12 protein-coding genes are annotated in these 13,575 nt (G+C 61.4%); 9 read left to right on the forward strand and 3 right to left on the reverse strand.

Going from position 1 to position 13,575, the window contains the following annotated elements:
• Positions 1-49: 49 nt before the first annotated feature.
• From AB5K84_RS15900 to AB5K84_RS15920, 5 genes are read left to right on the forward strand one after another with little or no spacing between them, the layout of a single operon-like run.
• Complete coding sequence (locus AB5K84_RS15900; protein ID WP_110116717.1) at positions 50-988, forward strand: methyltransferase domain-containing protein; 939 nt, start codon at positions 50-52, stop codon at positions 986-988.
• On the forward strand, positions 985-1,554 hold the full coding sequence (locus AB5K84_RS15905) for an acyltransferase (RefSeq protein WP_110116716.1): 570 nt from the start codon (positions 985-987) through the stop codon (positions 1,552-1,554). Before AB5K84_RS15900 ends, AB5K84_RS15905 begins: the two co-directional genes overlap by 4 nt.
• Positions 1,555-1,596: 42 nt before the next feature.
• A complete protein-coding gene (locus AB5K84_RS15910) occupies positions 1,597-2,523 on the forward strand; it encodes an NAD-dependent epimerase/dehydratase family protein (RefSeq protein ID WP_110116715.1) in 927 nt (308 codons plus the stop codon).
• On the forward strand, positions 2,520-3,686 hold the full coding sequence (locus tag AB5K84_RS15915; protein WP_110116714.1) for a glycosyltransferase family 4 protein: 1,167 nt from the start codon (positions 2,520-2,522) through the stop codon (positions 3,684-3,686). The genes AB5K84_RS15910 and AB5K84_RS15915 overlap by 4 nt, the downstream gene beginning before the upstream one ends.
• A gap of 27 nt (positions 3,687-3,713) precedes the next feature.
• Positions 3,714-4,646 carry an NAD-dependent epimerase/dehydratase family protein gene (locus AB5K84_RS15920; protein WP_110116713.1) on the forward strand — a complete coding sequence of 311 codons (933 nt, stop codon included), beginning with the start codon at positions 3,714-3,716 and terminating at the stop codon, positions 4,644-4,646.
• Positions 4,647-4,670: 24 nt separating this feature from the next.
• On the opposite strand, the gene AB5K84_RS15925 is transcribed toward AB5K84_RS15920, so the two are convergent.
• The 3 genes from AB5K84_RS15925 to AB5K84_RS15935 all read right to left on the reverse strand — a co-directional run bounded on the left by AB5K84_RS15925 (position 4,671) and on the right by AB5K84_RS15935 (position 8,564).
• Positions 4,671-5,921 (reverse strand): glycosyltransferase family 4 protein, encoded by a 1,251-nt coding sequence (locus AB5K84_RS15925; RefSeq protein ID WP_162603666.1) that lies wholly within the window; start codon positions 5,919-5,921, stop codon positions 4,671-4,673.
• A 2-nt stretch (positions 5,922-5,923) separates the two neighbouring features.
• On the reverse strand, positions 5,924-7,831 hold the full coding sequence (locus tag AB5K84_RS15930) for an SDR family NAD(P)-dependent oxidoreductase (protein WP_110116711.1): 1,908 nt from the start codon (positions 7,829-7,831) through the stop codon (positions 5,924-5,926).
• Between the two features lie 367 nt (positions 7,832-8,198).
• Entirely contained in the window at positions 8,199-8,564 is a 366-nt protein-coding gene (locus AB5K84_RS15935) for a hypothetical protein (protein ID WP_110116710.1), read from the reverse strand.
• Between the two features lie 439 nt (positions 8,565-9,003).
• Between AB5K84_RS15935 and asnB the strand changes: the two genes are divergently transcribed.
• Genes asnB through AB5K84_RS15955 form a run of 4 tightly spaced genes read left to right on the forward strand, consistent with a single transcriptional unit; the run spans position 9,004 to position 13,559 of the window.
• On the forward strand, positions 9,004-10,890 hold the full coding sequence (gene asnB, locus AB5K84_RS15940; protein ID WP_162603665.1) for an asparagine synthase (glutamine-hydrolyzing): 1,887 nt from the start codon (positions 9,004-9,006) through the stop codon (positions 10,888-10,890).
• Between the two features lie 33 nt (positions 10,891-10,923).
• Positions 10,924-11,859 carry a glycosyltransferase family 2 protein gene (locus AB5K84_RS15945; RefSeq protein ID WP_162603664.1) on the forward strand — a complete coding sequence of 312 codons (936 nt, stop codon included), beginning with the start codon at positions 10,924-10,926 and terminating at the stop codon, positions 11,857-11,859.
• 11 nt (positions 11,860-11,870) lie between these two features.
• Complete coding sequence (locus AB5K84_RS15950; RefSeq protein WP_162603663.1) at positions 11,871-12,818, forward strand: lysylphosphatidylglycerol synthase transmembrane domain-containing protein; 948 nt, start codon at positions 11,871-11,873, stop codon at positions 12,816-12,818.
• A 45-nt stretch (positions 12,819-12,863) separates the two neighbouring features.
• Positions 12,864-13,559 carry a class I SAM-dependent methyltransferase gene (locus AB5K84_RS15955; protein ID WP_110116706.1) on the forward strand — a complete coding sequence of 232 codons (696 nt, stop codon included), beginning with the start codon at positions 12,864-12,866 and terminating at the stop codon, positions 13,557-13,559.
• The last annotated feature ends 16 nt before the right edge of the window (positions 13,560-13,575 follow it).

Consider the following 13,575-nt stretch of genomic DNA (forward strand, 5'->3'; position numbering starts at 1 on the left):
ACAAGGGGCGTGCGGACCCATGTCGCTGGTTCCGCTTGCATGATATTATATGATGCTGTTCAAGCAGGCGGGCGATAACTATAGGGAACGGGCACCTCATGCTCCTCTCGGCCATCGCCGCACAGGAGATCAACGGATGCACGTGGACGGTGCCTTATTCAAGGCGAAAGAGCTGCTGGACGCGACGCTGCTGCCGGTACATGCCTTGAGAGGCTGTCCGCCATGGAGCCTTGGATACTACACCCGGAAAAAGCGCGCTATCGTGGATGCAATCGACCAGAACGTGGTTCGTCCGAATGCCCCCCTTCCAGCGGGCTTCGGCATCGGGCTAGATGAGCGCGTGGTGGAATACCCATGGCTTTTTTCGTGCCTCAGAGCATCCGGTCAGCTCGGAAAGGTATTGGACGCGGGCTCGACCCTCAATCACGAGTACATTTTGAGCCGTGATCCTCTCGATAAGGCGGATTTGACCTTGATGACCCTGGCGCCGGAAAAGCGGTGCTACTGGCACATGGGCTACTCCTACGTTTTCGGAGACTTCCGCAAAAGTCCGTTTCAGGACGCGTTGTTCGACACGCTGATTTCTATCTCAACGCTCGAGCACGTTGGACTGGACAACACGTTGTTGTACACCAATGATCGTAGCAAGGCCGAAAGCGACCAGTTCGGGTTTTCAGCTGCAATGTCCGAATTCAGGCGCATCGTCCGGCCGGGTGGCCGCTGCTTCGTCACTGTTCCTTACGGACAGTATGAGGATTTCGGCTGGTTTCAGCTGTTCGATGCCCAAATGCTGGAGCGGCTTATCAATTCGTTCGGACCGTCAACTCATCAGGTCGAGTTCTTCAGCTACCGCCGGCAGGGCTGGGAAAGGGCGACGCAGGCGACCGTCGAGAGCGCGACCGCATTCGATCCTCACAGCGGGAGGGGGCGAACAGAAGATAAGGCCGGGTGTGCGCGTGCAATCGCCTGCATCCAAATGACCAGATGAACCTCGATCTCCTGCTGCAACGGCTATTAGGGCGACCCACTTGCGAGCTCGCCGCCGGCGCGCGCCTTCTAAGGACCGCGAGGATTCGGAACATCCGTCGCGATGCCAAATCTATCCGCATCGGCGAGCACAGCATCATCCGCGGCGAACTGCTGACGTTTGCTCACGGCGGACGAATCGAAATCGGCTCCTGGTGCTACGTCGGCGAAGGCGCGCGCATCTGGTCGGGCTGCTCGATATCGCTCGGTGATCGCGTGCTGATTGCACATGGAGCCAACCTGTTCGACAATCTTACGCATCCGATCAATCATCATGACAGGCATAAGCAGATCAGGGAGATCTTCACGAAAGGCCATCCTGCTGAAATCGATCTGGACGACCGGCCAATAGCGATCGGAGACGACACCTGGGTGGGGGCGGGCGCGTATATTCTTCGAGGCGTTCAGATCGGCGCGCGCGCTGTGATTGGTGCGGGCGCGGTCGTCACCAAGGATGTCGCGGCGGATACCATCGTCGCAGGCAATCCGGCTGTGATGGTAGGACGGGTGGACGAGTCTTATGTGTAATCCGGCCGACCGCATCCATCTGACCTGCCACGAGGGTGCCCCATGAGCGTTTGGGTCACCGGCGGCAATGGCTTCATCGGGCGTCATCTCATCGCTCATCTCGCACGGGAGGGCGAAAGAGTGTATGGCATCGGTCACGGTGCTATCGACGAGACGGATCGACGGAAGCTTGGGCTGTCTGACTGGATTAATGGCGAGATCAGCGCGCCGAATCTGGACGGCCTTGTTGAGCGCGGGGGCGCTCCCGGCGCCATCTTCCATCTCGCCGGCGGTTCATCGGTCGCGCGTTCGATCGAGCAACCTTATGAAGACTTCTCTCGCACCGTCGGCGCGACGGCGAGCCTGCTGGAGTGGCTGCGCTATTCCGCGCGCGAGTGCCGGCTGGTCGTCGCCTCTAGCGCGGCGGTGTACGGTGCGCATCATGCTTGCGCGATTTCGGAGCAGGCCAGCACGCAGCCCATGTCGCCCTATGGTCATCACAAGCTGATTATGGAGCAGCTTTGCCGCAGCTACGCAGATTCCTTCGGTATCCGCGTGACCATTGTCCGCTTATTCTCGGTCTATGGTCCCTCGCTGCGCAAGCAGCTGTTGTGGGACCTCTGTGTGCGGCTTGGACAAGGTCAACGCGAGCTCATGCTCGGGGGCACCGGCAACGAGACGCGTGACTGGATCGATGTACGGGATGTCGTGCGGCTCCTTGCGAGGCTCCAGCACGGTGACAGTACGCCCCTGAAGGTGCTGAATGGCGGCAGCGGCATCCCGACCAGCGTCGCTGAGATCGCCCAAATCGTGACGAACGCCTGGGGTGGCAATATAGCGGTGCGGTTTTCGGGCATTGTCCGCGCTGGCGATCCCTTTAGCCTGGTCGCCGACGCCGGGCAACTTGCCGTCCTTCCGTTCAACTGGCGCATTCCGGTGCATGACGGCATCGCCCAATATGTAAGCTGGTTCAAGGGGCAGTCGCATTGAGCATCGCTCCCCCCATCCGGCTCGCCTTCACCTTGATTTCTCGCAACGCTTGGGCGGGCGGTTACAATTATCAGCTGAACCTGTTCCACGCCCTTGCAAAATACTGCCCGGGCGTGATTACGCCTGTGGTGTTCGCGGGCGAAGGTCACGATGCCAGCGAACTCGCGTCCATTCGACAGGTGCCGGCGACCGAGACCGTTTGCTCGGTGCGTTTCGATCGCTCTGCGATGATTTCGTTGCTGCCAACCATGTTCGCCCAGGATCGCGGTGCTATATCCAGCTTTCGCAGCCACAAAATCGATGCGATCTGGGAGAACGCCCGCTTCTTCGGATGGAAGTCTCCCTATCCGACCGTGGCCTGGATCCCGGACTTCCAGCATCGGCAGTTGCCACATTTGTTCTCAAACAAGGCGAGGCGCCGGCGTGAACTGGGTTTTCAGCTGCAGGTCCTGTCCGGCCGCACCATCATTCTGAGCAGCCGCAGCGCCGAGCGCGACTGCCTTTCCTACTATCCGAGCACCACGGGCCGAACCGCAGTCGTGAGGTTCGCCAGCGAGCCTTCGGCCGAACTGCTCAAGCTGGATCCGGTGCAGGTGCTCCAGAAGTATGATCTGCCGAGAACGTTTTTCTATGTCCCCAACCAGTTCTGGCGTCACAAGAATCACAGGATTGTCATAGACGCGCTTGCGCTGCTTGCGCAGCGAGGCGTCAATCCGGTTGTCGTTGTATCCGGCGGTGGTGATCCGAATGATCCGGGATATCTCGATCAAATAGTGGGTGAAGCGGCAGGCCGCGGCCTGGCGCAGCAGTTCCGCTACCTCGGCATGATTCCGCTCGCCGAAGTCTATGCCCTTCTGCGTGCCAGTGCCGCGCTGATCAATCCATCTCGCTTCGAGGGCTGGAGCACCACGGTCGAGGAAGCAAAGTCGTTCGGCGTGCCGATGATGCTGTCAGATATCGACGTGCACCGTGAGCAGGCTGGAGAGCGCGCACGATATTTTGGCACGGACGATGTTGCTGCGCTTGCCGCCCATTTGCAGGCTTTCGTGCGCCCCGCCTTTGTGGTGCGCGAGATGAACGAGCAGCTGAGCGAGCGGGTGCGGGAGTTCGCGGAGAGCTTCGCCTCGACGATCAAAAGGGTCGTTCGAACGCATCGATATTGAGCGGAATCTGCTGGAGCGCGCACCGCCATGAACCAACCGGTCGTCCTCGTCACCGGTGCAACCGGATTTATCGGACGCAATCTTGTCCCGTTGCTTGAGAGCCGCGGCTATCGCGTGCGCCGGGCGCTACGTGCCGGCCGGACCGGAGAGAACGATGTCGTGGTCGGTTCGATTGAGTCGCCCCTCAGTTGGGATGCAGCACTCGCGGGAGTAGACGCGGTGGTCCATCTGGCTGCCCGCGTACACCACCCGAACGACGAGCGTGCGGCTGAGCTGTACGACGCGGTGAATGCGCAGGGTACGATGCAACTGGCCCAAGCCGCCGCGCGGGCAGGGGTGTCCACGTTCGTGTTTCTGAGCACAATCCTGGTCAACGGAAGCTCGACCGATGGTCGAGGGCCATTCACGCCGGACGACGCCGTGGTGCCGCGCGGCGTTTATGGACGGTCCAAGGCGGCGGCTGAGGCCGCCCTGCAGAGCCTGGCGTCTCAATCCGAGATGCGAGTAGCTGTTGTGCGCCCGCCACTGGTCTATGGACGCGAAGCGCTTGGTAATTTCCGTCACCTCGTTGGCGCAATCAGACGGCGGATCCCGCTTCCGCTTGGTCTGGTCGATAACAAGCGGGCGTTCATCAGCGTGCAGAATCTTGCGTCCTTTGTCGCACATTTGATCGCCCTTCCGGTGGCCCCTCCTTACCGCATTTTCCTGGTCGCGGACGACGAGCAGATTTCGACGACTGCTTTCGTTCGCCGGATCGGACAGGCGATGAACCGGACCGCTATCCTGTTGCCGGTGCCTTCGGGGGTCCTGACGCTCGCCCTCCAAGCTATAAGGCCGGAGCTGCGCCATAGCTTGGTAGGATCCATGGAGATTGACCCTTCCGCCGCGCTGTCGACCGGCTGGACGCCGCCGCTCAGCATGACGCAGGGATTGCGTCTGGCTGTGGGCACCTCTTCCTAAGCACCTCATCGGCGAGCTCGGCAACTACTCCATCGACACCGGCGTAATATGGCCGTGCGTTTGCTCTGCCAGAACAGGGTGCCGCAACAATTCGCCGATCAGGCCGGCATAGGCGTTCATCGCGGCGGTCCGGTCAAACTTTGCAGCCGCCTTCACCGCGCGCCCCGCCATGGCTCCCTCGTCGGAACGGGATGCCGCACGGATCGCGTCGGCCAGCTGATCGGCGCGGCCGGGCGTCACCACCCAGCCGAGCCCGTTCTCCACCACCGTCAACGCGGCCTCGGCCTCCGGCTCGGACACCAGCGCCACGGGACGGCCAACCGCCAGCAGATTATAGAACCGGCTCGGCACCGACACCCCCGCAACGTCCTTCCGGTATGGAATGATCCAGAGATTGGCCGCCGCCAGGAATGCTTCGAGCTCGGCATCCTCGACCCGCGCCACGAAGGTGACATTGGTGAGCTTCGCCTCAGCCTGCAACTGCTTCAACTGCTCGAAGCCGATGCCCCAGCCGGAAAGCAGAAAATGAATCTCCGACTGATCCTTCAAGAGGCGCGCCGCCTCGAACACGATCTCCGGATCATGGGTGAAGCCGAGATTGCCCGACAGGCCGACGACGAAGCGCGCCGACAGTGCCTTGCGGAACGGATTCTCCGGTGTGATCGGGCGGGCGCCGGGCACCAGCGTCGCCCAGTTCGGGATGAAGCGGATCTTGTTCCGCGTCATTCCGGAATAGCTCAGCAGCGGCCGCTCCGCATCGCGACCGATGGTGATGACCACATTGAGCGCGCGGAACATCAGGCCGTTGGCGGCCCGCATCGTCCGCGTCACGAACGAGCCGGGCTTCAGCAGGCCCGCCATCACCAAGACGTCCGGAAAGAGGTCGTGCATGATCAGCGCCGAGCGCGCGCCCCTGAGCCTGGCTGCCGCGGCCACCGCGTAGGGCAGCATGAACGGCGCGGTGACCGTGAGCACGACGTCCCCTCGCCTCAGCTGCCGTATCAATGCGAAGAACGTGCGCGCCGCGAACATGAGCTCCGACACCGCACGCCGCACCAGCGCCGCCTTGCCTGCCATGTGGTTCTTGATTGCGACGACGCGCGGCCTGCCGGGACTGGTCTGCGAAGCCGACAATGCGCCCGGCCAGCCCGAGAGCACGACGACCTCGTGCTCGGCGGCGAGACGGCAGGCTATCTCAGCCATGATTACGGCCGTCGTGCTGGTGTCCGGTGGATAATGCTGGCTCGCTACGACGATCTTGCCTCGAGGCTGCATGGTCAGGCCGCGGTCGACCCGAATTCCGGCACCGCATCCCTCAGGATGGCCCTGATGGTCGCGCGATCCTCGCGCGCGACGGCCTGCTCGAGCGCCGCGATCCATTTGCGCACCGTCAGCATCGGCGGCTCCTTCGGCTGCGCGGCCATAATGCCCGCCACGCCGATCTCGCCGGTCGGCTCCTCGGAGGCGAACAGGATTTCATGCAGCCGCTCGCCCGGCCGCATGCCGGTGAACACGATCTCGATGTCGTAGCCGGGTTGCAGGCCGGAGAGGCGGATCATACGCTCGGCGAGATCGACGATCTTGACCGGCTGGCCCATGTTGAGCACGTAGACCGAGACGTCGGGACGCGGCGTTCCGAGCGCGTGGGTGGCCGCGGTGATGACGAGATCACAGGCTTCGCGGATGGTCATGAAGTAACGGACCATATCGGGATGCGTCACCGTCACCGGGCCGCCGGCCTCGATCTGCGCCTTGAATTTCGGCACCACCGAGCCGTTCGAGGCCAGCACGTTACCAAACCGGACCGAGATCAGCCGCATCGGCGACTTGGCGCCGCGCGCCGCCGCCGCGAGGTCGTGATCCAGCGCCTGGCAGTACATCTCGGCAAACCGTTTGGTCAGGCCGAGCATCGACACCGGCTCGATCGCCTTGTCGGTCGAGATCATCACCATGGCTTCCGCGCCGGCGGCAACGGCGGCATCCGCCACATTGATGGAGCCGAAAATGTTGGTCTTGACGCCCTCGCTCCAGTCGCGCTCGAGGATCGGCACGTGCTTGAGCGCAGCGGCGTGGAACACGATGTCCGGCCTGAACTCGGTCATCAGGCGCATGATGCGCTCGCGGTCGCGAATGTCGGCAATCCGCCCTTCAACCTCGGCTGCCTTGCAGGTGAGAGCTTCGGTGATCGCGTAGAGCGCCGGTTCGGAATTTTCCACGATCAGCAGACGCGCGGCGCCGAAGGCGACGACGCGCTCGCAGATCTCCGAACCGATCGAGCCGCCGCCGCCGGTGACGATCACCGCCTTGCCCCTGATCAGGGCTTCGAGCCGCGCATAGTCGATGTTCTCGCTCGGCCGCAGCAGGAGGTCCTCGACCGCGACGGCCGTGAGTCGCGGCGTATCGCCGCTCTCGAGCGAAGGCATCCGGTTGACGATCACGCCGAGCTTGCGCGCCCGCATCAGGATCGACTCCGGATGCGCCTCCGGCTCGAACGCCGACGGTGTCATGATGATGCGGATGATCGGCTTGTTGCGCTTGGCGAAGTCCGCGATGACGTCCTCGACATCGTCGAGGCCGCCCAGCACCGGCACGTTGCGGATGAACTGGCCCCGGTCCGCAAGCGACGGCGACAATACGCCGACCGGCCAGATGCGCTTGATCGCCCCGCTTTCGATGCCGCGCAACAGCACCTCCGCATCCGCGGCCCGGCCGATCAGCAGCGTCGGGGCGGCTTCATCGGTCCTCGCATGCCGCCGCACCCGCGTATAACGGAAGTAACGATAGGTCATGCGCAGCGCGCTGAGGAAGGAGACCTCGAGGAACCAGTAGAGGACGATCGTCATCTTGCCGAGGAAAAAGGCGCCGCGGACGTTGGGGGCGACGAAGATGTAGTCGAGCACGAGCAGGGCAACCGTCAGCACGGTCGCGACCCGGATGATGTTCAGCGCGTCAGGCAGCGAGATGAAGCGCCATTTCGTCGTGGTCAGGTTGGAGATGAAGAACACGACCACGCTGAAGGCAAGAAAATAGGGGAGGATCTGGAACAGCAGCGGCAAGCGGGCGTAAAAGCCGGGGCCACCCTCGAATCGCACATAGAAGGCCGCGAAAAGCGCCGCCGCGGTCGCCAGCAGGTCGTGGAGCGCAATCAGGAAATTGCGCGAGGTGAGATGCGAAAGACGCGTCATTAGCTCACTGGTCTCGGACTTCGGATCTACCGGTGCTACGGCTCTTGCCTAAGAGAATGACCTCCATGTGAAATCCCACGTTCCATCAGCGATCGCAAGGTTCGAAAGGGCTAAATCGCATCTGACGATCGCCTAAGACCGAGATTGCCAGTGAAGCTGCCTCCGCAATTGACCAATCTGAGCAGGTTCCTTGAGGACAATTTATTGAACGCCATGAGACCTTGTGCTACCTTGCGTCAGTGTCTTCTCGGGATCGGCCAGGCCTTGGCCAAAGCGGCAGCAATCGCACCGATACGCTGACTGGACTGATGCATGAGCGACCTCCATCGGCAGGGTTTCAAAGCCGATAGCGCCCGCCTTTGGACAACTATGGTTTAACGGCGGCGGCTCGCTCTACTGTAGCTTTCAACGCGTCCACGTCGGCTCGAATTGCTCTTGTTTCCGCGACGTTGGCCGGGATTTCTTCCGTCGCTTTTTCTACCTTGGTCATGCGAAGATTCAATTCGGCCAATCCCCTGTAGATCAGGTCCAGATACATTGTTTCGCTCTTCTTGGCCTCAGCTAATTCCTTGGCCAAGAAGTCAAATCGTTCGGTTGATGGTTGCTGGATCTGCTTAAAATATGCTTCTTCGGTCCGCCATATCGCGAGCCTCTGCATTTCTAGGAGGCCCATGAAGACGAGGTTTGCCGCAAGCAACGTCACCAAAATTACCCGCCAGTTTTCCTTGAACATCCGATTCCCTCCGATACAAGAGCACTTATCACCAAGGGCAGGTTGACGGACTCGCAGACGTTTGATTACCCACAAAATCAAAGGCCGCCGGTTCACGCTGGCGGGGCTCTTTCCGCAATCGCCCACATTCTAACTACAGTCTGAGGATCGATTCGAGGCTCCCTTGATGGGCATGGAGATCTAGGCCATGGCACGGTTATAGCGGCTCGCACTGGTTGGGTTCTACCCTTCTCGACAGCTTTACGGGTCTTCCGGTCTATCTCCATACCAATTCGTTTATTCTCGTACCAACCCTCCAATCACGGTGATCGCATCGTGTATTCCGATTTGCGGGAGCGGCGCTCCCGGCATCCTTCCCGATCCCGCACCTGCTCTCGCTAGCGGTACATTTGCCGCTATGCTAAGGGCTGCAGCTTCAGGGCGAAAGCGATCGATTGAAATGTGCGGAATTACCGGTATCGTAAATTTCGATGGTGAACCCATCGCCCGTCAGTCCATCGTTCAAATGACTGAAACCCTGGCACACAGGGGCCCGGACAGCTCCGGGATCTGGGTCGAGGACCACGTCGGTCTTGGACATCGCAGGCTCGCGATCCGGGACCTCTCGCCCGCCGGCGCCCAACCAATGATCGATCCAGGTGCGAAGATCGCGGTCTCCTACAATGGCGAACTCTACAACGACGTTGAACTTCGGCGAGCACTCGGCCAAACAGCGGGTGCCAGGTTCCACACCAGTTGTGATACCGAAGTCATCGCTCCCAGTTATCGTCTCTGGGGCAAAAACGCGTTCCTGAAATTCGAAGGCATGTACGCGATTGCGCTTTGGGATCAGGAGAACGAGCGCCTCATTCTGGCGAGAGATCCGATCGGGATCAAACCCCTTTATTTTTCCTTCGTTGGGCGGTCGTTGCGGTTTGCAAGCGAGATCAAAGCTCTGCTGGCGCTGCAAGATCAGCCGCGGCAACTTTCACCGCAAAGCCTGCATCGGTTCTTTGCGCAGGGCTATCCCGGACCGGCGCGCAGCCTGATCGACGGGATCGAGCCGCTTCCGCCCGGCAGCACGCTCGTCGCGGACCGGAACGGTTGGCGTGTCGAACATTTCTGGCAACCCAAGCGGCACACCAAGATCATGAGCTTCGAAGAAGCCCTTTCCGGTTTCGACCAGCTCTGGCCCGAGGTGGTTGATGATCAGCTCATTAGCGACGTGCCGGTCGCTCTGTTGTTGAGCGGCGGAATCGACAGCGCGCTGATCGCCACCGCGCTGCCTGGTCGCTCGGACCTGTCGGCCTATACCGCCAGTTTCGGCGAAGCCGCCTTCGACGAAAGTGGACTCGCCGCGGTCACCGCCAAGCACACCAATCTACGCCAGCGTTTTGTTTCGATCGATACCGGGGAAGATATCGAGGTTCGCTTTCTGGACGTTGTCGCCAAGGTCGATGGCCAGCTGGCCGATTCGAGCGCTTTGGCATTTTATTCGCTTTGCCAGAAGGCCGGCCAGGAAGTCCGCGTCCTGCTGACCGGTGATGGCGCCGACGAGTTCTTCGCCGGCTATGAAACCTATCGCGCCACCCGCCTTGCAACGGCCGTGGGGCCTTTGTTTCCGAAATTCGCGATGCGACATCTTTCAGACGCGCTGTTTGCGAAAGCGGCGGCGAGCCAGGCCAAGGTGGGAGCCGCGGAAAAATTCGCGCGATTGCTCGCCGGCATGGCGAACGGCGGCGCGCGGCCACACCCGCAATGGCGGCGATATCTATTTCCCGAACAGATCCATACCCTCTATGGCACCGGGATGAAGGACGTCGATCGCGAGGCTGACGCCCTCGACGAATATGCCGCGGCACTCGGCACCGAAGGCTCCGCGGCGGACCGGGCCCTAGAAGCGGATCAGCGTTACTATCTTCCTGGCGATATGCTGATGAAGACCGATTCGATGAGCATGGCGCACGGCGTTGAGGTGCGGGTGCCGTTCCTCGACCGGCGCATCATGGAATTCGCCAATGGCCTCGACGTGGCGGTGATCAGCCCGCTTCGCGGTCCGGACAAGCGCATTCTGCGCGCCTATCTCGAGAGACACGGTCTGCCAAAGGACCTGACACAGGGGACTAAAAAGGGCTTCAATATTCCGGTGGCAAGCTATCTCCGCCATGGCCTGAGGTCGCTTGGAGAAAGGCTGCTGGACAGGGAGGCTGATTGTCTGGCGCCCTTCCTGCAGCCGGATGCCGTGCGGCGACTCTGGCGAGAGCACGTTGACGGAAATTCCCGTTATAGTTACACCCTCTGGACCTTGCTGACCTTGGCGACGTGGCGAACAACGGCCAATGTCTAGCAGTGCTTTCCGAGCCTAATTTAGGAAACAATTTTGGGACCGTTCGAAGACGTTTCAGTCGTCATTCCGGCGTTCAATGAAGCGGGCGGGATTGGTCCGACTCTGGAGCAGCTTTCGCTTGCTGTGCCGGGCGCCGAGATCATCGTCGTCGATGATGGCTCGACCGACAGCACCGCCGAGATTGTCGAAAAATATCCGAACGTGACCCTGATGCGGCATGGCTTCAACCGGGGATACGGAGCGGCGTTGAAAACCGGCATGGCCCACGCCAGCCGTCCGCTGGTCGCCTGGTTCGACGCCGATAACGAGCATCGCGTCAGCGATCTGGTTTCGATGATAGGTGCCATTCGCCAGGGTGGTCTGGCGGCGGTGATCGGCCAGCGAATATCGGGCGGCGCCTCCGCGGTCCGCGGCGTCGGCAAGGCGGTGATCCTGATGCTCGCCCGGTCGCTTGGGTTCCGCGGCGGTCGCGACATGAACTGCGGGCTTCGCGTGTTCCGCACTGAGGTGATCTGTCGATATTTGCCGCTGCTTCCGAATGGTTACAGCGCGTCGATGACGAGCCTGCTGGTGATGCTCGAGCGTGGTTATCCCATCGGATACCATCCCGTGGAGCTCGCCGCCCGCATCGGAACCAGCAAGGTCACCCTCCGCGCGGGCTTTGCGAGTCTGCTGCTGGTGATGCGGGTGATCATGATGTTCGCCCCGATGCGGATTTTCCTGCCCTTCGCATTGGCAATGTTCAGCATCGGCGCGGTCTACGGCGCGACCCTGGCAATCCTGCACGGCGAAGGGTTTCCCACGTTCGGCATCTTCCTGATGCTCGCCAGCCTTCTCATCGGCATGCTGGGGCTGATCGCCGACCAGCTCAGCCAGATGCGGCTCGTACAATACGAGACCATCACACCCTATCGCGCGCTGCCGCTTGCAAAGGACCGCGAAGCGAAATTACCGCCGGGACTGTCTTGAGAAGCCATGCCTTGAAGGTCGGCCGATCCGCCGCGCCGCTGCTATTGACCTCGTTGCTGCTCTGGCTGGTGTCATACGCGGTCGATTCGAGCCAGGTGTTGCGGCAATTGTCGGCGATGCGGCCGGGCTTCTTCGTCGCCGCCGTGATGCTGATGTTGCTGAGCATCGCAGTCGGAACCTTGCGCTATCGGTCGGTGCTTCAAACCCTTTGTCCTGACGGTCCGGTGCATTACTTCCCGTTGCTCAAGCTCAACCTCCTGACGCTCTTCAGCGCGCATTTTGTCCCCTTCGGCGCGCTGGCGGATGGCATGCGCGCGCTGGTTTCGCGCAAGCTCCTAAAAATGCCGGTCGGCAAGGCGGTGGAGGGCGTGATCGCAGATCGCTCACTGGCGGTGGCCGGATTTGCGCTTTTTGGACTGCTGTTGCTTCCGCTGCAGATCTCGATGCACTGGCCCTGGCGGATCGTCATGGCTCAGGCCGCGACCTTTGGCGGGCTGCTCGTGCTCCTCGGAGTCGCAGCCTTCGGCTTGACCTTGCACGTGCGGTTCTTCAAGTCCGCAGCAGAAGCCGCGCGACGGTTTTTGGGACATATCGCGACGTGCCATAGCTTCGGCTGGCAGCTTGGCCTCGGGGCCGTCAGCACCGGCCTGTTCGCAGCGATGCTGGTGCTGCTCGGGCTCGGGCTCGGCTTGCGCATTCCGCTCTGGGTCGCGTTCACGACGACGCCGGCCATCTATCTTTCGCAGGTTGTTCCGATCTTTTATGCTGGATTTGGCTCGCGCGAGATTGCGTTCGCCGCTTTGCTCGTGCCTAGTGGCGTTCTGGTCGACTCGGATGCGGTCGCCCTCAGCTTGAGCATAGGTCTTTGCAATCTGGCGGCCAGTGTCCCAGGAGTGATTTTCGCCTGGCCGCTGCTGCAGGCGTTGCGGGGGAAGGCGATCGCGCCGGCGGTGAAATGATCGCCCATTGCCTCCCCTGATAGCGAAAGGGACACGGGTTCAGCCATGAATCCCAATGCGACGACACATGATGGAACTCTCCCGCCCAACTGGGCGCTCGCCCCGCGCAAGAGCCTGCTGCAGTCGGCCTGGGACCTAGCCGGTGCCCCCCTGCGGATGGTGCTGCTGCCAGATTCACGGAACGAGCGGCTGCACCTGACATCGCTGCGAGCCGAGCGCTATGCCGCCGTGTTGCCGCAGCTCAGGGGACGGGTTCTCGACATCGGCGCCGGCGACAATGCGCTGATACGTCTCTATCGACAAAGGCTGCTCCGCTCAGGCAAGGATGACGCCGGCGCGGACGACAGCGTCGGCGTCGATGTCGTCGATTGGGGCGGGGATACACTAAAGATCGCATCCTCGGACAGTCTTCCGTTCGAAGCGGAAAGCTTCGATACGGTCGCCTTTGTCGCATGCCTCAATCATATCCCTGAGCGGATCGGTGCTCTGAAGGAAGCGCATCGTGTGCTCAAGCCCGGCGGTTTGCTGGTAGCGACGATGATCGGGCGGCTGATCGGCGATGTTGGACATGCCATCTGGTGGTACAGCGAAGACAAGCACCGCGACGTTGCCGAAGGCGAGGTCATGGGAATAGACAAGACTGAGATGCTACGGCTTCTTGAGCAAGCCGGCTTCAGGCAGGTTTCGGTAAAGCGGTTTGTCTATGGAATGAACTATCTCTATCTGGCTACGCGCACCTGATCCAGAAAGCGCGGCG

The organism is Bradyrhizobium sp. 1200_D9_N1_1, assembly GCF_052075915.1.
Classification (GTDB): domain Bacteria; phylum Pseudomonadota; class Alphaproteobacteria; order Rhizobiales; family Xanthobacteraceae; genus Bradyrhizobium; species Bradyrhizobium diazoefficiens.

What these genes read in the sequence shown, in the direction of transcription:
- AB5K84_RS15900 (WP_110116717.1), top strand. Translation starts at nt 50, where the DNA reads ATGATGCTGTTCAAGCAGGCGGGCGATAACTATAGGGAACGGGCACCT.
- AB5K84_RS15905 (WP_110116716.1), top strand. Translation starts at nt 985, where the DNA reads ATGAACCTCGATCTCCTGCTGCAACGGCTATTAGGGCGACCCACTTGC.
- AB5K84_RS15910 (WP_110116715.1), top strand. Translation starts at nt 1,597, where the DNA reads ATGAGCGTTTGGGTCACCGGCGGCAATGGCTTCATCGGGCGTCATCTC.
- AB5K84_RS15920 (WP_110116713.1), top strand. Translation starts at nt 3,714, where the DNA reads ATGAACCAACCGGTCGTCCTCGTCACCGGTGCAACCGGATTTATCGGA.
- AB5K84_RS15925 (WP_162603666.1), bottom strand. Translation starts at nt 5,921, where the DNA reads ATGCAGCCTCGAGGCAAGATCGTCGTAGCGAGCCAGCATTATCCACCG.
- AB5K84_RS15930 (WP_110116711.1), bottom strand. Translation starts at nt 7,831, where the DNA reads ATGACGCGTCTTTCGCATCTCACCTCGCGCAATTTCCTGATTGCGCTC.
- AB5K84_RS15935 (WP_110116710.1), bottom strand. Translation starts at nt 8,564, where the DNA reads ATGTTCAAGGAAAACTGGCGGGTAATTTTGGTGACGTTGCTTGCGGCA.
- asnB (WP_162603665.1), top strand. Translation starts at nt 9,004, where the DNA reads ATGTGCGGAATTACCGGTATCGTAAATTTCGATGGTGAACCCATCGCC.
- AB5K84_RS15955 (WP_110116706.1), top strand. Translation starts at nt 12,864, where the DNA reads ATGAATCCCAATGCGACGACACATGATGGAACTCTCCCGCCCAACTGG.